We start from the raw sequence: 25,472 nt of genomic DNA, 5'->3' as shown, positions 1-25,472 counted from the left end.
AATTACTTTCGGAAACTAAATTATAAGCTTCATGTCTGTCTCGTCTCCTAAATTTTTATCCGCTTTTTTTCTATCACTTTTCTTGATTGCTGGCTGTTCCTCTTCTAAAGAAACAGCTTCCAATTCTGCTCAAAAACCTTCCCAATCAATGAATTCTTCTTCCAATGGAATGAAGGCATACCCGGAAGTCATCACCGATAAAGCAAAAACGGATAAAGGCTTGTTTGATGTGCATTGGGTTGATGACAAACTTTATTATGAAATCCCGGATTCTTTATTGAATCGCGAAATGCTGCTGGTAAGTCGTATCGCCCAGGTACCCACCGATTATTTTGGTTTCTTTTCCGGCGGATCTAAAACGGCAGAGCAGGTACTCACTTTTGAGCGTCAGAAAGATCAGATTCTAATCCGAAAGCAGTCTTACAATGCGGTTGCAAGCGACACACTCCCTATTTACAAGTCGGTTAAGGCCAATAATTTCGCCCCCATCCTTGCCGCTTTTCCAATCGAAGCCATTGGTAAAGATTCAGCTTCCGTTGTAATTGAAATGACGGATTTCTTCACTTCAGATATCGAAGCCATCAGCGGTGCCATCAGCTTTCTGAGAAGAGAATATCAGGTACGCCGACTGGATGGAAACCGCACCTACATTGAGTCAGCCAAAAGTTTTCCCGAGAATATTGAAGTCCGCCACGTCCTTACTTACGATGCCGGTAACCCTCCTTCCGACCAGGGAACCAACACCCTGTCTATGCTGATGAATCAGTCCATGGTACTTCTTCCCAAAGAGCCCATGCGTCCCCGTTATGAAGACTACCGGGTTGGCTGGTTTACAGTAAACCAAATTGATTACGGACTCGAAGCTCAAAAAGCCAAAGAAGTCAGTTACATCCGCCGCTGGAGGCTGGAACCAAAAGATCCTGAAGCCTATGCACGGGGTGAACTGGTTGAGCCGGTAAAACCCATTGTGTATTACCTGGATCCCGCCACTCCCAAAAAATATGTGCCGTATGTAAAGCAAGGTGTGGAAGACTGGAATGAAGCATTTGAAGCTGCCGGCTTTAAAAATGCCGTTATCGCCAAAGAAGCTCCAACACCAGAAGAAGATCCTGACTGGAGCCCGGAAGATATTCGTTATTCTACCGTTCGCTGGGTAGCCAGTACTATTCGGAATGCGGTTGGGCCCAGTGTAAGTGACCCCAGAACCGGCGAAATAATCGAGAGCGATATTGTTTGGTATCACAACCACATGCGCTCTTACCGAAACCGATTGATGATCGAAACAGGAGCTGCAAATCCTGCCGCCCGGCAACTCCAGCTGGATGACGATCTTATTGGTGAGACCATGCGCCGCGTAATTGCTCACGAAGTAGGTCATGCCATCGGACTTCCTCATAACATGCAGTCCAGCTCGGCTTATCCTGTTGATTCCCTGCGTTCTGGCACATTCACACAGAAATACGGCATTGCAACGACCATCATGGAATACGCACGCCAGAATTATATCGCCCAGCCGGGTGACGAGAACATCCGGTTCATTAGAAAAATCGGACCTTATGATAAATATGCTGTAAACTGGGGATATCGCGTGATTCCAGAAGCAGAAACTCCGGAAGAAGAAAAACCAATTCTCGACAAATGGATTGAAGAAAAGGCAGACGATCCGATTTACCGCTTTGCCTCATCCACTGGCTGGGATCCATCGGCTCAAACCGAGGACTTATCCAACGATCCGGTTCAGGCCAGTACCTACGGATTAATGAACCTTAAACGGGTTGTACCAAACCTGATTGAGTGGACCTCTACTCCCGGTGAAGGCTACGACGACCTCGAAGAGATTTATGGTGAATTGGTATTTCAATGGGCTCGCTACGCCGGTCATGTTTCTACAAATATTGGGGGTGTTTACCAGAGCAGAAAAAGTTCAAATCAGGGTGGCGTCCTCTACACTCCGGTACCCAAAGATTATCAGCAAAAAGCACTGGCTTTCCTGAATGAGCATGTTTTTACAACTCCGGCTTGGCTTCTTGACAAGGAAATCCTGCGCCGCATTGAACATGCCGGAGCTTTAGAAAGAGTGAAAAACCTGCAGTCTCGTTTACTCAATGATGTGATGGCCGCAGACGTGATCATTCGCCTCAACGAAGCCTATACTTTCGATGACGATGCGTATGCTCCGCTCGATATGCTGGAAGATGTACGAGAAGGTATATGGAGTGAAATATACTCCCCATCGGCTATAGATCCTTACCGCAGAAACCTGCAAAGAATGTACATTCACAATATTGAAGAGATGTTTGAAAATGATGAGGCGGGCAGTTCCTGGAATCCCGTTGATGTGGCTACTTCTGATATCCGTCCATTGCTCAGAGTGGAGTTGAACGAACTCCGGAATGATTTAGAGCGTGCTCAGAACCGGATTTCTGATCCCATTTCAAAAGCGCACATCGCGGATGTACTGGAACGAATTGACGGGATTTTAGATCCTTCTAATTAAGATTAGCTGTATTGCTTATGATGGCTTCTGTTTTAATAAAGCAGAAGCCATTTTTATTTAAGCTTCAGTACTTTCAGAATCCCTTTTTCGGAGATTTTGATATGTCCGTAAAGTAATGGGCCACCAATACTGGCAATCTCAATCAGTTCCTTATTTTCGAGGTACTCGAGCAGGTTTTTAAGTTCTGTGCGATCTATTTCGAGTCCTTCTACAAGATCTTCAACAGGTATTTTTTTTCCAGAATCCTGCTCACTTAGCTCCCCAAGTCTAATAAGCAACTGTTTTGCTCTGGTATTAAAGTCTCCGCCAATCAGCATATATACGCTTTTTTGTTTGTTGGCTAAGAATCCCCAATTCAGCTAAAGAAAAGGTTATGTTAATGTTAAGCTATCATTAACATGAGCAAAGCTCAGAATTGAAAACCTGTTGATTTATAAGACTATTCTAATCGAATATTTGCTCAGTTAGACGGAACTTTACCTTAATAAAAATAGGTGTTTTATGTTTGATGGGTTGACGCTGAGGAATAGAATTTTTCTATTCTCTTCTCTATTACTTCTTATGGCCTTTGTGCTGATGTGGGTATTCGTACGCCCTCAATACAGAGAAGCTATAATCAACGAGCGTACCACCATCGTTTCTCAGCTCCAGGAATATTCCCTTAAACGCTCTGATCAGGTCATCCGAAACTGGCTGAACTCAACCAATTATACCGCCGAAGAAATAGCAAAAGCGCCGGATCAGACACAGAATATCGTAACCAAAACCATCAACCTTACCCCGGGGTTGATGAGAATTACCATTTCGGAGCAATCGTCTACAGAATCTGTGGATATCAGGCGTTCCTTATATGATGATATTGACTTCAGCGGGATTAAGTACAACTGGTATCAGTCCCGGTTAGATCCTATGATCAATGTAAGCTGGAGCCCCGATACCCTTCAAAACACTCATTTTTTTATTGCCAAACGGGTGATCCAAATTGCCGGTAATATCTACCAGCTGGATATGTTTTTTGATGCATCTCAAATTACCATTGAGCTCATTAACATTCCTCTTGGGGGAACTTATGTTGCCAACATTGTAAGCGGAACGGGTGATAACATTGTTCCTGAGCAACCTTTTGAATTTCCAGCCTTTCTGGTTGGCGATGCCAGTTATTCCAATCAATCTACCATAGAACTTAATGGCAATAATTGGTTTGTAATGACCTCCCGTTTCCAGACCACTCCTTTTTGGCATGTGATTGCCGTTGAAGATTCGTTTGTGCTGCAACCTGTTTATGATCTCATCACCTATTCCCTTATCACGGGTGGAGTGATCCTCTTTATCCTCTTTTGCTTCAGCTGGTACGTAAGTATTCACGTGAATAAACCCGTTGAGCAGATTATTACCGATGTGGAATATTTGAGCGGCCTGAATTTTGATCACCAGATCAAACCTGTTTCACTACCGGAGTTTGACCTGATGCAGGAGACGCTGGAAAACATCCGGCTCACCCTTCAGCGTTATCAAAAAATTAATGTGGAAAAAATTATTCTGGAGGAGTCTAAAAACAAGTATATGATGACCTATTCAGAAGATCTGATAGGCATTTTAGACGAAAACCAGCAGTTCAGTTTCCTCAACAACAATTTCCAGAGTTTTCTGGAGAGTCTTTCCCTGGATCCAAAAGTAAGCTCACTGGATGATATATTGGGACACGAGAATATCCAGACCGGTAAGTTCGAACGTACCATTCATTATCCTAACCCCTACACCATTAAGATCAATCGTGCAGAACTATCGCAGTCTTTTAAGGAAGGGAAAACCTATTTTTATGATTTTCAGTATGTGACGATTGTTGATAAGGAAGGCGCTGAACAAGCTGCACTTATTATCCTGCATGACAAAACAGAAGACCGTTTGAATGACATCAAGCGGAACGACATGATCAATATCATCGTACATGAACTCAAAAACCCTATAAGTGGGGTAATTGGATTATCCCAAATTCTGCTTGAAAACAAAAATATTGCCGCTGAAGAACGGGGAGTTCTCGTTGACCAGATTTATTTGTCGGGCGACAGAATGAATAAGCTGGTAAACCGTTTCCTTGAAATTCAGAGGCTCGAATCAGGAAAAGAATCGCTGGAATTAGAAAATGTTGATTTGAATAAGATTGTACAAAACGTGCATCAAATCACCAATCCTTTACTCAGCGAGAAAAAGTTGAAAGTTAGTGCTTCCAAAAAAGGAAAAAATTTCAAGGTCAAAGGAAACAGTGATTTAATTTTTGATGCAGTCCAAAACCTGATCAGTAATGCCATTAAGTATGGTGACCTCAACCGTACCATAGAAACGCAATTAAAAGAAACAGAAGACAGCATCCTGTTTAGTGTTACTGATTTTGGATATGGAATCAGCACAGAGGACCAAAAAAAGATTTTTGATAAGTTTTTTCGGGTTAAATCTAAAGCCAATGCTAAAGAAAAAGGTACCGGACTTGGTTTAGCCTATGTACGGGAAATTATGCACCGCCATAACGGAGAAATTGAACTGGAATCGAATGAGGCCATTGGAAGCCGGTTTACATTAGTATTCCCAAAATTAAACAGGCAGAATTAATATGACTAGAAAATACAGAGGTCATATCATATTGCTAGTGCTGCTATCGGTGATTTGTGTGCAGGCACATGCACAGCAGAATCCGCTTACCTTTCAATCCAAAGATCTGCAATTAATAGCCCAGCGCTATACCGGAAGCACGGTTAACTGGCCCATTGTTATAGAAATGGCAACTCATAATGTCAGCAGTAACTCTTTTACACTCAACCCTGCTGATATATTGCAACTACAGAACTTTGCGGACTTCTCTTCCCGGGTAAATGAACAAAAAGACCGAATCAGTAAACTTATTAATTCCGGGGCAACTGTTTTTGCCAATCAGGAATATATAAATGCTAAGAACATTATCGCTGAGTATTCTGCAGCAATTGATGATGGTGAGCTGGAACAAGCCATTGAGTCGGCCGGGCAGTTAAAAGAAGCCGTCGACTTGCTGGAAACTACATTGATGAATAACAGAATTGTAGACATTCAGGCTCAGCTAAGCAGAAAAAAAGGAGAAGTTGATAAGAGAATCGGACTCCTGGGAAGCTGGTCGGACGCCATGACTGGTGACTTATTCAAGCAATCGGATGGCATCAGAACATTAATCGAAAGCTATGCTACTCTCTCTTTTACCGACGGGAGTGATATACAGGTAACACCCAACACCGTTGCTGTAATTCGTAAATCGAGAATTGACAAACTCAATAACTCAACAGATACAGAAATTACACTGGAGGATGGCGGACTATTAGCCAAACTTTCTGCAGCGGGTAAAGATCGCAGCCGGTATATCCTGAATGCAGGCCCCTCCCGCTCTGAATTGAAAACTCAGAATTTTTATGCTGAAACGGAAGGTGAAGAACGAGCGAAGTTATCCAATTATGACGGGGAGGCTATTATAAACTCCAATGATGTAACCATTACCATTCAAAAGAATCAGGGTACTATTGTTGAAGAAGGTAAAGATCCCATGCAGCCTGTAGAGCTGCTGCCAGCTCCTTCCTTAAATTGGTCGTCTGCAGATACCATCATCAATAAAGAAAGCCTGCTTTTTTCATTCCGGGAAATAGAGGGTGCTGTAAACTATCGGGTTCAATATAGCACCTCAGCGAATTTTGATGGAGAAGTAACGGAGGTAATGACCGATGAAACAGCGCTCACTATTGAAGATTTACCCCTCGGCATGACTTATGTAAGAGTTCAGGCCACTGACCAGCTGGGACTCAGAGGGCCTTATTCCAAAACCGCGCGGATCATCAGGAACGTAGACAACAACCCTCCTCCTGTTTTTGTGGATGATATAAGGGAGAATCTGCTTTTAACAACCAGTGAGGACTTTGCCATTGAGGGAGTTACCGAACCGGATGCAAAACTGACTATCAATGGAAAATTAGTGTCAATTGCAGCTTCGGGTCGATTTTCACACCCGTTATCAGGATTATCCGGAGAAACTACCGTTGAGATTTTATCGAAAGATCCTACAGGTAATCAATCTGAACTTAAGGTCACAGTAGTACGATTGTCAGAAGAAATTCTTTTTAACTTCGATATTGGAAGGCTGCCTGCTTTAGATGCAGAACGGGTAAAAGCAGGAAATACTATTCTATCATCTCAGGCCTATGCCGGGATAAAAGTTGTGATCTCTAACCAACAACAATCCCGAACAATATCAACTGATGGGCAGGGTCGCTGGGGTACAAAAATGAACTTAATACCCGGTGAACTGACCATTACCTTCAAAAACATGAGTACAGATCATACCTATTTGTCGAAGTCTTTTATCGTTGAGGCAGAACAATGAAAAGAATCACCATAAGCACATATCTTCTGCTCCTTTTTGTGTTATGTCCGTTTGTATCGGTACAGGCACAGGAATTATTTCTCTCGATATCAGGAACGAATACAGATTTCAAAAGCGGTGACAGCAGGCATCAATACGATATTTGGATAAAACCAGAAGCCAATGCACCAAAGGCCATGCTTCAGCTTTATGATGCAGGTATTGGTGGAACCATTGATCAGATTACTACACCGAATGCCAACACAACTACTTCCTACCGTATTTATACATTTGATGAACTGTATTCACTTGATGGAAATCAGGTTGTTGAAAAGCAGAAGAATGAATCGGTCTTAGAAACACTCTCCGTAAAAAATGAAGAACGTTTTAAAGGACGGTGGATTAACTTTTTCGTACTCAATGAAGAGGCTGAAAATGGATATATCGTAAGGGTTACTACTGATGGCGGCAATGATGTAAATAATTTTGACCTCCGTGTAATGAATACCGTTGGCGAACCCCTCAGAAATCAACCCTGGAAAATTATTACCATTGATCTGGCTATTGGATTTTTTGACATGCCACCTGATCAAAGTTTGCAGATTAAGCCCCACAACCCCGGTTTCATAATACCAGAACTGGTTATTGACGGAGAAGAAGACAGCAAGGTTGAAATAACCGATGCTTTAGGTAATACCTATCCATTCAATCAGCCTGGTAACCGCATCCCTGAAAGCAACCTCGGTATAGAGAATGAATGGGCAGTGAATATAAGCGGATCCAAACAAATCCTGAATAACATTGCAATATATGGGAAGGAACAACCAACCCTGTGGCTTTATGAAGAACAGTTCTCATCAACTGAAAAACCTGAATTTGAGATACAAACTACCACTGCAAACAATTGTACAGATAAAATATTCAGGCTCAGCAGTAATTTATTTTCACAGCGGGACATGCAAAATGCTCAGTGGAAAGTTGATGGAAGAACGGTAGCTACCGGCTTTTCCCCTACTATTCCTTTTTCTGTGAGAGGAAACCAAACTGTCAGTGTGATGATACCAAATCCGGTATCATCTGCATTGCCGGAATACTGGATTGCATCAACTGAAGTTAATATTACTTCACCTCCTATTGCCAGACTTTACAGCCCTAAGGAAATTATTGCTCCGGAGGAGGTTATTACTTTGTCAGCCGAGGAGTCGTACGATTTAGGCAGGGAAGAATTGAACTACACATGGTTTATAAATGGACGGCCAGCTGGAAACGGACCTACTTTTGATTTTTCATCACCCGATGAAGGTTCTTATATCATCTCAGTGAGAGTTAATAACGGAGGGGATATCATAAGATGTAACAACAGTCAGCGCCAAATCCGGATAAGAGTCAACTCCCAGCCCTATGCCGAAATTGAATATGATTCAACATTCCAAACCGGACAATACCTTACCTTTTCTGTCGCTAATGATAAGGATATAAACAACGACTCCCTGAGCTTTGAATGGGAAGGATTGGGTGTTGTCAGCAGTGACATCACAGCTCGTGAAGTGGTGATCAGCCATATGGCTACCGGTACTTTTGAAGTGTCCCTAACGGTTGATGATAATACAAACACAGAAAATTCCAGTTACACGATCACCCGGAACTATACCGTCATCCCTCCTGTGAGAAATATTCAGCCGGTATCTCAGGATTCATCAGTTGCTGACACTATCCGGGCAAAACCAATAACTGAAAATATTAAAACGAATGATGAAGTAATCGCAGAAGATAGCGTAGTTAATAGCGCCTTAGCATTTGAACCTGATTCTTTCATTAGTGCACCCCGTATTTCTTCAGCTTCAAAAGTAGGTTTTACAGTAAACGACTCTCTCACAACTGCTGCTGATACTGGTTCTGTTGTGTACGAATGGGACTTTGGCGATGGAACGGTAGCTACCGGAATTCAACCCTCACATTTATATGAAAAGCCCGGCACCTATGCCGTAAACGTAAGTATTAGAAAGGGTGATGAAATCCAGAAAAAACGTCACGTAATCGTAATCAATGAATATCCGGTTGCCTCTTTTAACGTTGCTGATACTTTAGCTGCAGGACACAGTTTCCGGGTTGATGGAACTCAAAGTATCGATAATGACGGTTTTGTTACCAATTATCAATGGTATATAGATGGGGTTCCTGCTGCAAGCGGCCCCAGCCCTTCGCTTATGATTAGCGATCCCGGAGAGCATACTATTTCCCTGAGGGTTCAGGACAACTCCGGACACGAGAATGCCCAGGATCTTTCCAGTAAAGATGTATGGGTTAATCATGCCCCTGTTCTTAAATGGAATACCAGTCCTGATAAAATTGCACCGGGCGATGAGGTTACTTTGAACGCATCAGAATCCTATGATCCGGATGGGGAGATCCGGGAAATGATCTGGACCTTCGCTGATGGCACCGAAATTAAAGGCTCAGAAGTTCGGAAACGATTTGATGAAAGCGGGCCTCATTACTTTACCCTGACAGCCACTGATAACCAGGGATTGGCCAACTCATCAATATCCAAAGAGGGAATGGTAAATATTAACCATGAACCTTATATCATCACAGAGAAAGTAGTTCGTTCAAATTCTCTGGATATAAAATTAGACGCTTCTGAAACCTATGACGTTGACAACGATCAGGTATTTTTTGAGTGGACACTTCCCGACGGTTCTAAAAGAAATGAAGCCAGTTTCAGCTGGAGAGCTCCTGAGTTCGGTGTACATATCGTAGGCTTAACCGTTCATGACGGACTGGGTTTATCGAATAGCACCAATCAGGAAACCATACGAATACTAGTCAATCGCCCTGTTGAAGCCAATGTCGATTCGCTGATCGCAACCTGTAGTGGAAAAACCGTTCTGTTTAACAGTTCAAGCAGTTTTGACCCGGATGGAAATAACTTTGATGTAACCTGGTACTTTGGTAACGGAGACATTTCTAAAGAAGCTAATCCCTCTTACATTTATGATGCTCCCGGGGTTTACGAAGCCAGACTTGAACTCAGTGACGGAATCACCGAAGAAAAAACGATTGCAAAAATACCCGTGATCGTTGAAGGTTCTCCCGTTGCCAAAATGAATATAAGCGACACAACCATTTGTGTTAATACAGCTCTGAATCTTGACGGCTCAAATAGTCTCGATCCATCGGGCGCCCTTCCCTCTTTGGTTTGGAGCCTGGGAGACGGAACCACTGAAAGTGGCCCTAAAGTGCAGCATGTATACACAGAACCAGGTATTTACCCGCTCACATTAACGGTTGAAGGTTCAGGTTCAGCTCAGTGCGGAAATACAAACCAGGTGCGGGCTAATGTCCGGGTTATTCAAGGCCCCAATGCCGTTTTTGATTTGCAGGAATGGGCAACTCCGGGAGATGTCATCACCCTTGATGGGAGTGCTTCTTCGGCCGACGATGATATCATCAATGCCGAATGGAGAATTGAATATGTAGCTGACGGTTCACTCGAAACCGTTCAAGGCCTGCAGGCAAGTCACCAGTTTACTGAACCTGGGGAGTATCTGGTTACCTTGTTCTTGCAAACAAATTCTTCGACCAGTTGTAATTCGGTAACCCTGACGAAATCCTTAAAAGTAAATGCGGCTCCAAAAATTGTATGGGAGCTTGCTGAAACAGTTCCGGCCGGTTCGGACCTGAACCTGAATGCTCTTCAATCAGAAGATCCTGACGGTTTTATCAAAGAATATAATTGGTATCTGGATGGTGAATTAATTAGCAAAAATGCATCTGAAATCATCAAAACGGTAGAACCGGGTAATCATACGGTAGTCCTTGAAGTGAAAGACAATTCTCCTTCCGAAAATAACAAGGCACGTATGGAGAAAACCTTTTTCGCTAACAGCGCTCCCCACCCTAAGATTACTGTTCCAGGAAAAGTATACCTGAATCGGGAGGTCAGGCTTTCGGGAAGTCCTGACACCGACAGGGATGGAGATCAATTAACCAGTCTGTGGAAAGTCAACAACCGTGTTATTGCTGACTCTGCTTTCACCCCTACTGAACTTCGAAAATACCGGATCACTTATGTTCAGGATGATGGGCGAGGAGTTTCAAATTCTGTTGATTCGGCTGTGGTGGAAATTATCCCTGTTGGTCACCCTGATATCTCACCTGAATATCCATCCCGGATAAGCCTTGGAGGCAGTATTTCCATCAGCGATCTTAAAATACCTGATCAAAATGACTGGAAGTTCGTGTATAGCGGACAGTTTCAGGATATTTGGACGGCCAATTCACCGGGTGCCGACAGCCTCCATTTAATGTGGTTTTTTGAAGACCGCCCAACCTCATCGGTTAAATTCCCAATCGTGGTATCCGAACCACTTCAGTTTGTTTCCGCTTCGGATACCCTTCGGAATGCTGAGTGGAATCCGGCTAATCCCTTTACTGTAATCAGAGCTCCCGAAGTTAACCGGGACGTTTCACAAGTCAAATTTACCTGGCTGCGTGATGGTGAAGAAGTGGGCGTGGGATATCGAATTAACCTGCCGGTTCAGAAAGGAGAAAATCGTTTTACCGTGAGAGTGAGAGACCTGCAGGTGAAACAATCATCACCCGTTGAAACCGAAATGGTTATTATCACTGAATAGACCGGTATCTTTAAGATTATATTGAATTTAAAATATTATATATGGTTTTATTTTCAGTAAAAAAGATGGTAACATTGAACGTTTTATAATTAATCATCAGGCTTCATTTGAAGATTGTTATTATTGGTGCCGGGGAGATTGGCTATGATCTTGCCAGTGTACTTTCATCAGAAAAACATGACGTTACCGTATTAGACCGGGAGAAGGAATGCCTAAACCGGGTAGCCGAGTCTCTCGATGTACTCACCATAGAAGGAAACGCCACCTCCGTCAAAGATTTGGTAAAAGCCAATGTGGGAGAAGCAGATATCCTGATTTCGGTTACCAGTATTGACGAGGTAAACATGATTTCAGGGATGATCGGGAAACGGCTGGGCGCAAAAATGGTAATAGCCCGGATTCGCAGCGACGAATTTTCTGCCGAAAATGCCCCTCTCACCCCTTCTGATCTGGGCATCGACGTGATGATTCACCCCGAGCTGAGTGCCGCACAGGAAATCGCTCAGCTTCTAAAGCGATCATCAGCCAGTGATGTTATTAACCTCGCTGAAAATCGCATGCAGCTGATTGGAATCAGGCTGGAACCTAATTCGCCTTTGATTGGAAAATCTTTGAATGAATATTCTGCAGCTCATTCAGATGTGACTTTCCGTGTTGTAGCTATTGGCCGGCGGGGACGAACTATTATCCCAAACGGTTCGGTAAAGCTTCAAAAATATGACCAGATGTTTGTGCTGGCTAAAACGGAGAACATCCCTTTTATCATTGAAACAACCGGAAAAAAGGAGACAGAACTGAATTCCGTTATGATTGCCGGTGGTTCTGCCATGGGAGCTATGATTGCCCGTATTCTGTGTGCCGACCCATCCAAGAACTGGTCCATCAAGCTGATTGAACCTGACTACGATACCGCTGAAGAACTCGCCATTGAGCTCAAAGAAGTGATGGTTTTAAACGGAAATCCTACCGACCCGGATTTACTGGCTACCGAAGGCATCAGCGAGATGGATGCATTTATTGCTGTTACAGATGACGAAGAATCGAATATTATTTCTTGCCTGATGGCCAAACACCTGGAAGTGAAAAAGACGGTTGCTCTGGTTTCTAAACCTGATTTCATTCCCCTGGCCCAAACCATCGGCCTTGATGCAGTAATCAACAAAAAAGTAGCGGCTTCTAACGAAATTCATCGGTATGTGCGCCGCGGACGGGTTATTTCGGTTACCGAACTAAGAGGTATAAAAGCTGAAGTTATTGAACTTCAGGCCAACGAAGACTCAAAAATCACTCAAAAACCCATTAAAAAATTGCGGCTGCCGGAAGGTTGCGTAATTGGTGGTGTATTATGTGACGGATCGGTTGAAATTGCCACCGGTGAGACAGAAGTAAAAGCTAACGACCGGGTCATGATATTCTGCCTGCCATCAGCCATCGATAAAGTAACCAAGCTATTCCAATAATGGCTATTTCTGCAACCTCAAATCTGAACCGGGCTAAGATTGACTTCCTTGTTGTATTGGGAGTGTTGGGTGCGTTTATATTTTTTATGGGATTTGCCCTGCTGATGCCCGCCTTTGTTGATCTCTATTACGGACAAGATACCTGGCATTCTTTTCTTTTTTCTGCAGCTATCGCTTTTGTGGTTGGAGGTGCTTTATGGTATTTATTCCGCCCACAGGATGAGCTCAGGGTTCGGGAAGGTTTTCTTATTGTAAGCCTGACCTGGCTATCGCTGTCTTTGGTGGGCGCTCTCCCCTTTGTGATTTCCGGCATTCTCCCCTCCTTTACGGACGCTGTTTTCGAAACCATGAGTGGATTATCGACCACAGGTTCAACTATCCTGGGAGGCACAACCAGCGATGGTTTTCAGAATCCTCAGATTGAAGATATCCCAAAAAGCTTTTTGTTCTGGCGATCGCTGGCTCACTGGCTGGGTGGAATGGGAATTATCGTACTCTCACTGGCCATCTTGCCTCTACTTGGAATTGGAGGAATGCAGCTATTTCAGGCTGAATCTCCAGGGCCTACCGCCGACAAGCTCACACCGCGTGTACAGGAAACAGCCAAGTTACTCTGGGGTATTTATGTAGCCTTTACTGCCGCCGAGTTTATTTTACTCTGGCTGCACCCTTCCATGGATTGGTTTGAAGCTATTAATCATGCTTTCGCGACGATGGCTACCGGAGGTTTCTCCACCAAAAATGCCAGTATCGAAGCGTTCAACTCAGCCTACGTCGATTGGGTGATCATCATTTTCATGTATTTAGCCGGGATTAACTTTGCCATGCATTTCCGGCTTATTCAGGGTGATAGAGATTCCTTTTTCGCGAACCGTGAAATCCGTTTTTACACACTGGTTATTTTTATCGGGATCCTCATTATCTCCGGCTCTCTCTGGATTATCGATAATTACGACATTCTTGATGCCCTGCGGTATGGAGCATTCCAGGTACTTGCTATTGTAACTACCACTGGATTCGGTACCGATAATTATGAAGTATGGAACACCGTTGGCGCCTTTTTTCTCTTCCTGCTCTTTTTTACCGGAGGATGTGCCGGTTCAACCGGAGGTGGAATCAAGATGATTCGATGGATGATCCTGATTCGAAATACCGCCCGTGAAATCAAGCAAATCATCCACCCTAAAGCCATCCTTCCTGTACGAATCGGAGATCAGGCTATCAACCGGAATATTCAGCAGACCGTATTAAGCTTTTTTATTCTGTATATCTTCATATTTGCTGCCGGAGCTTTTGCCATTAGTTTATTCGGCTACGATATCATGTCATCCATTGGAGCAAGTATTGCCGCTATAGGAAATATTGGTCCCGGTTGGGGTGATTTTGGTCCTACCGATAACTTTGCCGGACTTCCTTACCTTGGTAAATGGATTTTAATCATGCTGATGATGGTGGGTCGCCTCGAAATTTTCACCGTCCTGATTATCTTCTCTCCTGCCTTCTGGAAACAATAATAACCCATTATCTATCCAGAAACTTCACCAAGCGGTGTTCCAGCCACCTTCTGAATTCTTCCGTTGTGGGTGGGCAGTGACGGGTATCTTTCAGCAGCTCTGTTTCTACGCCCGGAATATGTGCCTGTACCCTTTCGATCAATGACTCGCCAGGAAACGAAATGTCATTCTGTGCAGCTATGGCAAGAACCGGCATCCTCAGGTTTTGAAGCTCTTCATCAGTAGCAACCGAAGGTATCTTTTTTGGGGTGACAAAATCATTCATAGAATCGATCAGGAAAGGTCCCCAGTCTTCATCCCAGCTCGTTAACAGAAAGCCGGCAACGCTCTTCATGTTATCTTCAGAGGGATTCAGCTTATATTTGATCATAGGAATAGCCATGCTCATCAACCCTTTTACAACTGAAGCCTGAACAATACCGGCCGGCACCAATAGCACAAGCTTATTTACCCGATCAGGAAATGCAGTTGAAAACTCCCGGGCTATATATCCTCCAATACTGATCCCAAATAAATTAAAGCTGTCCAGATCAAAAGCATCCAAGACTTCGGTAAACCATTGAGAATGACTATTATCTGTAAAAAACAGTCGCTCAGGAATAGCTTTCACCGAATAGCCTGGAATATCAGGGATGATTAACTGGTAGTGCCCGGCCAGATATCTGATTTCAGAAAGTAAATGGGCTGAGCTGGTGAGCATGGCATGCAGACAAATCAGCGGTGGGTTGTCAGGATCTCCGGCTAATAGAACATGACTTTCACCAAAAGAAGTGGATACTGTTTCAAACTCTACCTTCAGATTAGCTCTGACCAAAAACCGCTGATACCATTCTTCCTGCCTGTTACAGGCTCCCGGATTTTTAAAAATATCTTTCCCCACCTGATTGACTCCCTGTTGTTATGATTGAAGCCCTTGCACTTGCATACAAGCCTGCGGCGGGGAAAATATAATAAAGGAACTAACTTGATGCCTGAAAGATTTAGTTTACTCCACAGAAGAAACAACCAACCTCACATTTATCGACATTTCTGCATCCACAAAGTTATTATCAATAATACTGGATATTCGCTCCCAATAGCTCCCATGGTAAGAAACATTCCACTCAAAACGGTCGATGGTGAATGAAGCCCTGTAAACTAATTCGCTATCGTTTATAGTTTTATAAGCTTTAAAAGACACCGGTTTTATCACATCTCTTATCGACAGGTTTCCGGTGATCATCAAGCTGACTCCTCCTGAATCTTCCGTTCGGGTAATTTCAAACCTGGCAGTTGGATATTTTTCTACATGAAAGAAATCCTCACTTTCCAGATGCTCGGTTAAATACCTTCTTGGAACCGGATCGCTTTTCGGGATATCCGTCACTTCGATGGAATGCATGTCTGCCACAAAATATCCGCTGACCAAGACTCCATTTTCAAGCTTCAGAACTCCGTCACTCAACTTTAGTATTCCCTCATGACTGTCAGCACCGCGCATTTCTGTTCCTCTCCATTTCACAACCGACCGCTCTTTATCAATTTGCAGGTTTACCACTTTTGAAGAATCACCCTGAGACTGAACGGGCGGCTGTATCGCAGAGTAAACCTCCGCTGTACCAACCATCAAAAAACAAAGTATGGCTAAAATCATGACCCTACTCATAGCCGGAAACATTTTTTCCAAGGATAAAATCTCTCTTCCCTGTCAGGATTCCATTCTCCTTTTCCAGCGAAAGCACACCACTGCTCCCGCCCCGGGGCGAGTCAGGATTTCTCTGGTCAGAGTCCAATCGTGGGTCATCATCAAAAAAGTAGGCATCCAGCCAGTAATATTTACCATTCGGTTCCAGAACAACTGGATGGATGTGGGCAGGTTGGCGACCATATTCACCAGGTCTGAACGTGTAAAACGTATATCTTCCATCTGCTCCGGTTTTAACCCAGCCATGGATATACCCATAGTTTCGCTCCCAGCCGGTTTCATCGCCGCGGGTTGGATATACTCCCTTCCGGTTTGTTTGGTGTACAAACAGGATCACACCTCCGGCAGGAGTTACTCCATCACGTTCATAAATAGTACCGGTTAACTTTATTTTAGGCTCATTACTTTCAAATTCGGGTAAAGTATCGACTGAGGACAGGTTTCGGTCTCCAAAATCAAGTACAGCTTCACAACCCTGACAAGGACCTCCCACCAACTTCGCATGTTGTACAGCCGACTTCTGCGCAAAGCCCGAACATGAATAAACAGTAAATAACAATAGCGGTATAAGTATTTTTTGCATAGCAACTGGATTTTGATTTATTGAACAGAATGTGCTTCTGCCTCAATGTAGTCATCCCGATAAGCCCTGAAGAATGCAATTATATAAGATGAGTAATTCGTTGCACAAGATGAGTAGAAAAGCTACAGCAGGTTTCCCCTGAGTTCTTTTGTGTAATTCCGGCTGAGACGAAGTTCCCTGTCATCATCCAGAATTACATCATAATCTCCGTTACCGCGCGACTGCAATTTCTTAATCCGGGCGATATTCACAATAGTGGATTTATGAATACGCTTAAAATTCTCCGGCAGGGTTTGGATGATATTTTTCAGGCTGTCAAGTATCACATGTTTTTGGTTATCGGTGTGAATATCAAGATAGCCCCCGTCAGAGCTAATCCATTTAATATCAGCAATCTCAACCAGTACAGCACTTCTGCCATTCTTTACCGTGATGGTTTTTGGCTGAACCTTGGCCTGAACTCCCTCCCGGGATCTTCTGCTCTTCAGGAAGACGCTCAACACAGACAACGTGCTGTAGATTGACAACGCGATATACAGCCGGCTGGATAGTTTTTCATACAGCAAAAATAACAGGGTCATCGGGTTGTCATGAATGAGAATAGAAACCCCGAATAAAATCAACGAGAATACAAGCAGATGGATGAAAGTGATCACTACCGTCTGTAAGATCAGGGCACACACATACCATACTCCTGACAAAGCCTCATCCGCTTTAGCAAGCCCGTAATCCAAAGCGATAAAAAACGGAATAAATAACGGCCAGAAAAGCTTGTACGAAAGCGACTCCCCTATTCTGAATGTGTTGTCCTGCAAAACAGAGCTGATGTAATCCTGTCCAAATTCCAGAACAGCAATAAAAACCCAGAAGGCACAAAACCAGATGAAATACTTTTTATGAGCCGCAGAAAACAGCCCGCCGGAAGGCAAAAGTCGGAAGGATGGATAAAATTGTTTTAAATTGCTCATATATAGAAATTCAAAAGAACAGGACATGCGGGCTTTTAACGCTTCTATCTAACAAAATATTGAATATTTGGCAAGAGCAAGCAATTTGGCCTAAATCAAACACTATCCTAATAAGCATACGCAACGGCAATTACCAGGTACGCTCCGTCTTTTTTTTTTTGAGCGTGTACCTGTAGTTGATAAAGATATCCGATCCTGTGTTACAACAATCCGGCTTTCCTCCAGGCTTAGCCTCTGCTAGGCATTTACAAAAGTACGTACCTGTTAAACCGGCCAGGGGCAGTAAAAGAATCACACCATTTAGTGCTCTAACTTTTTTTTATTACATGATTTATTAATCAGCTAAGCAATCAGTCCATAGTTACCGAAAGCAATATATTTCGACCGAATGTATTATTAGGTATTCAGCCTACTCTTCTTTCGAGATTTTTTTGGATGAAAAGTAAGAGCAGAAACTAAAAATCCCGGAACTGGACTCAAAAACTCAACCAATAAGAGCCAAAGAAATCAGCTCATTATTTCAACAGCGTCATTTTTTTGGAATTGGTGTAATTACCAGCCCTGATTTTGTAAATGTAAATTCCACTGGAGAGGTTTCCGGAATCAAATGTTACCTTATGTTGTCCTGCATTCCTGAAGTCATTTACTAATGTTTTAACTTCTCTTCCCAGCATATCATACACTTTGATTTCTACCTCGGCGGGTTCAGGTAAGCTGTATCCAATTGTGGTAGAAGGATTAAATGGATTGGGATAGTTCTGCCCCAGGTTAAACCTCTGAGGCAACTCTTCGGTTTGTTCATTTTCTTCGGAAGAGGTAGCTATGCTCGTTAGATTTTCAGAATTCTCGTACCTCCCATCCATGTTGTCATCAATTCTCAGGGTTACTTCCTGTTCTTCCAGATTATCCCAACTGTCAACCACCATCTTATATCCCGATGACTCGTTTAGTTCCAGGTCCTCATACCTGAAGTAGTCTTCTCCCCCAAAGTTAGTCCTTAACTCCAGGTCGAGTGTAGTAGCACCTGCATAATTTTCTACATTCAGCTCATTACCGTTTTCAAGCTGAACCGTCACAGAATCACTCCCGCTAACTGATACATCCATCAGTCGAAATACCTGTTCTTCATCTTCGGTAAGATTGTAAGCTTCAAGGTCAAACTGTTGGTTGTCTCCTGAAATTGAAATTGAATTTCCATACCTGAGTTCATCAACACTTTCAGAAGCAGGTTCATGGTTTATATATTTATACACTGAATTTCCTGTAAAGGCTGTAAATGAACCCTGTTCCTGCCCGGTATATTCCAGTTCTACCTCGTACTCATCATCCACCAGGTAGTATCCTATCGGCTCATGCTCTCCTCCCACAAGAGGAATGACGGGAAATGAACCGGGTATTTCGGTAGAGTTTTCATCACCTTCAAGAGAAGTAACATTCCCCTGGCTATCGGTGATTCGCAGATTATTTTCAGAATCTACCAAAGCAAACATATAGCCTATGTCTTCAAGTCCTGTAATTTGATTTCGGATATTACCTTCCTTCTCCTGGGGTTCCTTAAGCATCCTCGATTCCGTTTTATAATCTTCAATAGGGTCGGCCAGGAACAAACCGGTTTGACCGAAATATCTGGGATTTCCGTTGGTACCGGGTTCATTATACACAAAAGTATTTGCTTGGGTATCCACTTCTACAAAAGTACTGTTGTCCGCCGGATAATTACTGTCGTGGATATAAATTTTCCATATCTCAGGATTATCTTCTCTCTGTTCCAGCTTATATGGAACCACGGAGTGGATAGAGGTAAAGGTGCCATTTTGAACCATAATTAATGGCTGGTAGTTTACGCCCGGACCAGGAGTATCCAACATAGTCTTAAGCTCTTCCAAAGTCTGCACGGGGGGAGCAAAAACTAAATCACTTTGTTGTATATCTTCCAAAGTTATTTCTTCATCATTCTCTGCCTTTTCAGCAAGGTTCTCAAGAAGATCTTCACTCAGGGTGCCGATTAATTGAGTTGGAAAATGATCAGCTGACCATTGCCGCACCCAAACTTTGTTGATCATCTTCCGAATTTCGTTATTTACTTCAGCACTGTATAAGCTATCACCGGTTATATTAGCTCCCAACTGCCCCAGCTCCTGCTTGCCGTCTGTAAAACTAATTAAGTTGGTAACAGAGAACCCATGGCAAACACCATTGAATCCCATCTCCCTGAGCACTCCCCACCAAACCGATGCACTTAGCGTGGGTATAATATTGTTAAAACCCAGAGTATAACCTGCAATAGTTCGATCTTCTCCAAACGCCTCCACCAGTGAGTTAAAACTTGGAAAATCACGCTGTTCTCCGCCTAATAAGTAATCAAGCGGGCCTTCATACTCAATGTTTTGCCATAGATCCTGGGTCCACATTACGCTTGCCCTGTTTGCCATTCGCCACCCATGTACTTGAGGATCGTACACCTCGTACGTCTGATTGGTTTCCAGATTTCTCAGGTGATAAAAAGGTTCATCGGGATCCAATACTGTAAAAGTGGGCGACTCATCCGTTACATCTTCGATGTTTTCGGCCGAAACTCTCAGTTTGAAATTCTCTGATTGTTCATCCGGAAATATGTATTCATGCAGAACTTCCTCAGGTTCCAGTCCGTCCTCTTCTAATTGCCATGTTTCTCCCCCATCCGTCGAGTATTCTAAAGCTACGCTGTCTATCCGGCTTCCTGATTCCCAGTCAAGGTAAAAATCACTGCCGGCCTGATAATAACCTCCGTCTTCAGGGGCATCGGTCAGGGATACATAAACTTGGTTCAGGCTTGCTACGCCGGCGTTTAACACATTGAAATCACCGGACATCCATTTATTCTGGTCACCATCCACAGATATCCATCCCAGGTAATTATAGAACTCATCTTTCTCCGCTATCACTGTCCATTCTTGTCCATCATACTCCGCCAGGTATCCATAATGTGTGGAATCGGCCTGATCGGTAAATTCACCAAAAGTAGCCAGTAAATAGTCTCCTGCATCTTCATAGGTATGAACTCTTACACGGTTATTTGGCAGGCCATCACCGGTGGTCATTACTGTCCAGTTTCCATTTTTAATATGCACAAGTCCGCCACTTTGTGTACCGGATTCAGCAGGCAAAGTACCAATCCATAGTTGTCCATCCTGCTGTGCCACAATGGATGAAACCAAACTGCTCGGCAAGTCTGAGTTTTGAGGCGTGAACACTTCCCAATTGCTGCCTTCTTTCTTTATGAGCCCATCTCCTTCGCGATGAGTGGTTATCCATAAGGCCCCGTTGGCCATTGCCATGTGCCTTGCAGGGAGCTCTGTTCCAATGTTAATACTATCCGGTTGAGGAGCAGGCAAGGGACTGTTTGATGTATCATATACTGCCCATCCATCGTCTTCATTATAGGATAACAATCTCGGATAGCTGGTTAGCATCAACAAGCGATCTTCTTGTTCATGTTCTATCATATCAACGATTCGTTCCTGACCTTCATCCATAGGTTCCGGCATAGCTGAATTTTGTGGATTTATAACATCAACAGCATTGGAAGTGTATTGCCTCAGGTTATAGCCACTGGAGTAAAGCGGTAAATTGTTATCCGGTATGATAAGTGGCAGGGATGTAAGAGCGGTATCATTTTCCGTGGAGAGATTAAATTCATCTTCTACTTCCCAGCTACCTGACCGGTAATGCATAAAAAGTCCCTTGTAATCCCCTGCAAATGTCTTACCTGCTCCAATGGCCCAAATATCATTAACGGATTCTACTTCCACTCTCGACAGGTAAAACTCTTCAAAATTATACTCAAATCCCAAAACCGTGAAATAGGGATAAAAATACCAACCGGGTTCTAAATCATTAATCAGCGATACAGACTCGGCTGTACTTGAATTTGAATTGACTTGAATGTTTTGTGCGTGAAGAAAGGCCGGAAATAAAAACAAAAGCAGAGCTAAAATTAGAACTCTATTTTTATCGGCCAATGTTCTCTCGTAACTATTCATAATAGATCAAAGCTGTTTAAAAATATTCCTAGGAATAACTGGTTTGAATTCTGCCTGGGTACTTGTCTGTCAGTACTATTTCTCAGGCAGTCTCTCTAAAAGAATCAGCTCGGATGGTTCAGACTGGCTAGCATCTCCTTCCGGCCATTCATCTATTTCGGCAAGTCCGTCCCCGTCATCAAACGACCTTCCGGTACCGTTGGGAATGATGTCATCGAAACCTGCATTCTCTTTCATCATAAGTGCAAGCTGAGGGTTGTCAATTCCATCTTCTGTGACAATTCCGGAAAAAACACGTACCGATCTGATGGTTTCCCCCTCACGCTCCGACTCTTGTTCGGCAAATATCGTAAAGCTGCTGTCTTCTCCTGTAATGTACCCTCCTAAACCCGTAGATACGGACTGTTGTCTATGCCTCATACTGATATCAATTTCCTCATTGTCTGTGTTCTGGTTGCCCATTCTCACATACATGTCGTAGAACAACTGGTCTTCATCATCATCCGGCACCACTGTTTCAACCAATTCAAAAGGCTCCATTATTACTGTGACTCCCTCAGGAGGCTTCGCCTTCTGTGTACCCGCTAATAAACTTTCGATATTCGGCGGACTGCTGCCTCGGTTAACCGATACGCCTAAACTGTCTTCAACAGTGGCAAGCAGGTCATCTGGTACTATTTCTTTTACTTCAGGAGGTAATTCATCATCAGAATTATTGCCGCCGTTGCTGTTGAAAATATTGCAGGATGTGGTGCACATTAAAATTGTACATATTCCTGTAGCTAAAGCTATTGGCTTAATTAACCTTGAATACATTGTAACCCCTTATTCTCTATTCTTAGTTTTAATTCAAAAAGTGACCTGCTATCACATTGACTATAATCTTAATTATGGTCAGAATTGAGGACCTGAAGATTTTTTATTGGTAGAGCAAAACAGAATTTAATCTGCTTTACTTATTTTTTGTTGTGCCCCTATTTTACTCTCAAAATGCTATTTAACAGGTCTTTTACCTAATGTGTCTGTATTAAAATGCCAAGTCATTTTTCAATAACTTGATGTAACAATTTAAAACAAATTACTGGGGCATTATCAAGTTTTGACTAATTGCCTATCAAAAGTGAAGGTCCAAGTAAGCTGCTTCATTCAAATACAGAGGTTATAAACGTTCGGGAAAGCAAATTTTAGCTTTAATACATCGCTATTAATCCTATTCACAGAAATAGCCTCTCAACCGACTGGAATTCCATAGTCATCGGTATCCTTGTGAAATTGTTTTAACAAACAACACGGAGCTATGTATTTCGCCCACTTGAACGTCAACTCTATTTTCCAGAAAATCAGTTTGACTTCTTTAGCGGCTGAGTTCACTCATGAAGCATCCGCTCTTTTATTTTGAATCAAATTTCCGGTTATTAACTTTTTCTCAAAGATAACTCATACCTCCATACCCTTTGAATTCCTTATTTGAAACAACGCATCTGTTTGCCTCCTATGATACGGAACATCTCCTGCTCCTAACCGGATTTCTGTTCATTGGCTTCCTGTTTTTCCGGATGCTTGGTTCCTGGCCAGAACCTGCACAACGGAAAGTGCTGCTTGGCATCGCTGTTTTATTATCCATTACACAACTTCTGAAGGTACCTGTAAATATGTATCTGGGCACCTTTGATGTGAAACATGACATCCCACTGCATTTATGCAATTTCCTGCCATTTGTATTGATCTGGGTGTATTTCACCAAAAGCCGCAAAGTCTGGGGAACCGTCTTCTTCTGGATCGTTTTGGGAGTTTCTCAAGCCAACCTGACGCCCTCGGTTCAGTTTTCATTATTTCATTATGATGCCATCCGGTACTGGATGGTGCACATGGGGCTCGTGCTGCTGGCCCTGTATCCCGCCCTCATCTGGAAGTGGGATCTTGAACGTAAAGACATCCTGCGAACCGTGGGATGGCTAAATGTAGCGGCAGGACTCATCTTTGGAATCAACCTGCTGCTGGGCAGTAACTACATGTACGTGATGGGAAAACCACCGGGAACTACTTTTTTCAGTCTTTTACCCCCCTGGCCTGCATACATTTTGGTTCTGGAAGTTATACTGGTGACATGGTCATTGATAGTATACGCACTTTTCAAGTGGATACGCGCAAAGGCCAAAGGTTCCCCGATTGGTATGGTGGAAGAACCAGGAGTTTAAAATTAAGAATCCGAATTGGGTCCCTGTCATATATGTCGGCAGTTCAATTTGGAACGTTTGGCAGGGTCTAACTTTATGACATTAATCTATTTTAGAGAACCTTTTTTAAGTGAATCTTTTCTTATTTCTGTGGATACTTCATTCTCTCTTTCATGATTATCACTTACTTCAAATTTGGGATATAAGATCAGAATAAACAAAAATAAGCCAATTAGAATTACGGGAACTGATGTTCCAATTCTATATCCTGTCAAACCCAATAGAGCATCTTCGACTTTCGGTAAATGGTTTTGCTTTCTTGCTTCTTTCTTAAATGCATTTAGGTATTGAGACATCCTGTAAAGGATTAACATCTGAACAAACATAATTAAAATACCAGCAACCAGTAGTGATTGACCTAATAAAAGTTGCTCATTACTTATTAAGGCGTACCAACCTGCTAAAATTGCGATCGCTACAAATGGTACAGAATAAACAGTTCTCCAAAACAGCTCACTTTGATAAATCCAGAGATCTACAATCTTTGGGTATTTGTTATCTTTTGATGATTTATGATGTTTATTCATCTCAATGCTTACTTAGCGGCCAGACCTTTTAGCGCCACAAGGATTATAATTTCTTTGAAGTAGCGAAATTAATTCCTGGCAATCAAGTTCCATCGAACCCCGTCCGCGTCCGATTTAAAACGCTTGTTAGGCCAACATTCACTTCATTTCAGTTTTACTTTCTATCAATTTACGTAACTCTCTAGCTTTCTCACCTAGTGATTCGTCATTATTGGCTTCAAGTTCTTGTAACAATTGATAGGAATTATATTTATACAGTTTCATGATTTTTGTTACTTGGTTAAAATCATTTTTTGCATGCCCCAACCAAGTAAGTGCACCTTTATTATCTTTGATGTCTACAAAATATTCTGCAAGTCTGACCGCATATATAAATTTCCATTCATTTTCTAGGACATGGTAACTTGCTCTGAATGCATTAAATTTGATTTCGTCGCTTGTTTTCCTAAGATCCTGATATTCTTTCTCAAAATTATTTTTCCACTCATCAAGAATATCTAGTCGATTTTCGTGTTTTTTTAAATATGCTTGCCACCCAATTAATCCAAAGAAGAATAATAAGAGAGTTACAATTCCAGTAAATATTGCAGTTTGTGATTGAAGTATCGAAGAAAAATAATTTTCAGAAATTTGAAACTTATCAAGTTCTTTTTGTAATGAATCAATTTTAGTAGCTAGATTTCTATGATTCATTTGAATTTTATCAATCGTAGCAGAGTCAGCCTGAACAGTATAAATATTACTTCCATAGCTAGATGGAATTAAAAGCGCCAGTATAAAAAGTAGCGAAATGTAATTCTTAATATTCATGATGAATAGGTTTGTTGGCCTAACGGCCCAGCGTTTAAACGGCGCGGGGATTATAATTTAGTTGAAGTAGCGATATTAATTCCTTGCAAACAAGTTTCCATCGAACCCCGTCCGCGTCCGATTTAAAACGCCTTGTTATACCACAACATATGATTACTTAA

Annotated in this window: 16 protein-coding genes; 7 read left to right on the top strand and 9 right to left on the bottom strand. The window is 42.6% G+C overall.

Annotation, left to right across the window (positions count from 1 at the left end; all coding sequences use genetic code 11):
- The first annotated feature begins 31 nt into the window (after positions 1-31).
- On the top strand, positions 32-2,497 hold the full coding sequence (locus RIB15_RS11455) for a zinc-dependent metalloprotease (protein WP_502881352.1): 2,466 nt from the start codon (positions 32-34) through the stop codon (positions 2,495-2,497).
- Between the two features lie 53 nt (positions 2,498-2,550).
- On the opposite strand, the gene RIB15_RS11450 is transcribed toward RIB15_RS11455, so the two are convergent.
- A complete protein-coding gene (locus RIB15_RS11450; RefSeq protein WP_350202294.1) occupies positions 2,551-2,814 on the bottom strand; it encodes a hypothetical protein in 264 nt (87 codons plus the stop codon).
- Between the two features lie 184 nt (positions 2,815-2,998).
- Here RIB15_RS11450 and RIB15_RS11445 point away from each other — a divergent pair, with 184 nt between their 5' ends.
- The 5 genes from RIB15_RS11445 to RIB15_RS11425 all read left to right on the top strand — a co-directional run bounded on the left by RIB15_RS11445 (position 2,999) and on the right by RIB15_RS11425 (position 14,480).
- On the top strand, positions 2,999-5,104 hold the full coding sequence (locus RIB15_RS11445) for a HAMP domain-containing sensor histidine kinase (protein ID WP_350202293.1): 2,106 nt from the start codon (positions 2,999-3,001) through the stop codon (positions 5,102-5,104).
- Position 5,105: 1 nt separating this feature from the next.
- Complete coding sequence (locus RIB15_RS11440) at positions 5,106-6,890, top strand: hypothetical protein (RefSeq protein ID WP_350202292.1); 1,785 nt, start codon at positions 5,106-5,108, stop codon at positions 6,888-6,890.
- Complete coding sequence (locus RIB15_RS11435; RefSeq protein WP_350202291.1) at positions 6,887-11,506, top strand: PKD domain-containing protein; 4,620 nt, start codon at positions 6,887-6,889, stop codon at positions 11,504-11,506. The genes RIB15_RS11440 and RIB15_RS11435 overlap by 4 nt, the downstream gene beginning before the upstream one ends.
- Before the next feature lie 107 nt (positions 11,507-11,613).
- Positions 11,614-12,966, top strand: coding sequence for a Trk system potassium transporter TrkA (trkA, locus tag RIB15_RS11430; RefSeq protein WP_350202290.1), 1,353 nt, complete (start codon positions 11,614-11,616; stop codon positions 12,964-12,966).
- On the top strand, positions 12,966-14,480 hold the full coding sequence (locus RIB15_RS11425) for a TrkH family potassium uptake protein (protein WP_350202289.1): 1,515 nt from the start codon (positions 12,966-12,968) through the stop codon (positions 14,478-14,480). Before trkA ends, RIB15_RS11425 begins: the two co-directional genes overlap by 1 nt.
- Before the next feature lie 7 nt (positions 14,481-14,487).
- On the opposite strand, the gene RIB15_RS11420 is transcribed toward RIB15_RS11425, so the two are convergent.
- The 6 genes from RIB15_RS11420 to RIB15_RS11395 form a co-directional block, all read right to left on the bottom strand.
- Positions 14,488-15,360, bottom strand: a complete 873-nt coding sequence (locus RIB15_RS11420) for an alpha/beta fold hydrolase (RefSeq protein ID WP_350202288.1) — start codon at positions 15,358-15,360, stop codon at positions 14,488-14,490.
- 105 nt (positions 15,361-15,465) lie between these two features.
- On the bottom strand, positions 15,466-16,125 hold the full coding sequence (locus tag RIB15_RS11415; RefSeq protein WP_350202287.1) for a YceI family protein: 660 nt from the start codon (positions 16,123-16,125) through the stop codon (positions 15,466-15,468).
- Complete coding sequence (locus tag RIB15_RS11410) at positions 16,118-16,747, bottom strand: intradiol ring-cleavage dioxygenase (RefSeq protein ID WP_350202286.1); 630 nt, start codon at positions 16,745-16,747, stop codon at positions 16,118-16,120. Before RIB15_RS11410 ends, RIB15_RS11415 begins: the two co-directional genes overlap by 8 nt.
- A 122-nt stretch (positions 16,748-16,869) precedes the next feature.
- Positions 16,870-17,715: a LytR/AlgR family response regulator transcription factor gene (locus RIB15_RS11405; protein WP_350202285.1), complete on the bottom strand. Its 846-nt coding sequence runs from the start codon at positions 17,713-17,715 to the stop codon at positions 16,870-16,872.
- A gap of 515 nt (positions 17,716-18,230) precedes the next feature.
- Entirely contained in the window at positions 18,231-21,737 is a 3,507-nt protein-coding gene (locus RIB15_RS11400; RefSeq protein ID WP_350202284.1) for a T9SS type A sorting domain-containing protein, read from the bottom strand.
- A gap of 75 nt (positions 21,738-21,812) precedes the next feature.
- Entirely contained in the window at positions 21,813-22,496 is a 684-nt protein-coding gene (locus RIB15_RS11395; protein ID WP_350202283.1) for a hypothetical protein, read from the bottom strand.
- A gap of 695 nt (positions 22,497-23,191) precedes the next feature.
- Between RIB15_RS11395 and RIB15_RS11390 the strand changes: the two genes are divergently transcribed.
- A complete protein-coding gene (locus RIB15_RS11390) occupies positions 23,192-23,935 on the top strand; it encodes a TMEM164-related integral membrane acyltransferase (RefSeq protein WP_350202282.1) in 744 nt (247 codons plus the stop codon).
- An 86-nt stretch (positions 23,936-24,021) separates the two neighbouring features.
- On the opposite strand, the gene RIB15_RS11385 is transcribed toward RIB15_RS11390, so the two are convergent.
- A complete protein-coding gene (locus RIB15_RS11385; protein WP_350202281.1) occupies positions 24,022-24,501 on the bottom strand; it encodes a hypothetical protein in 480 nt (159 codons plus the stop codon).
- Between the two features lie 138 nt (positions 24,502-24,639).
- A complete protein-coding gene (locus RIB15_RS11380) occupies positions 24,640-25,311 on the bottom strand; it encodes a hypothetical protein (protein WP_350202280.1) in 672 nt (223 codons plus the stop codon).
- Positions 25,312-25,472 lie beyond the last annotated feature (161 nt).

Origin of the sequence: Gracilimonas sp. (assembly GCF_040218225.1) — a bacterium.
Classification (GTDB): domain Bacteria; phylum Bacteroidota; class Rhodothermia; order Balneolales; family Balneolaceae; genus Gracilimonas.
This window is presented reverse-complemented; position numbering and strand designations above follow the sequence as displayed.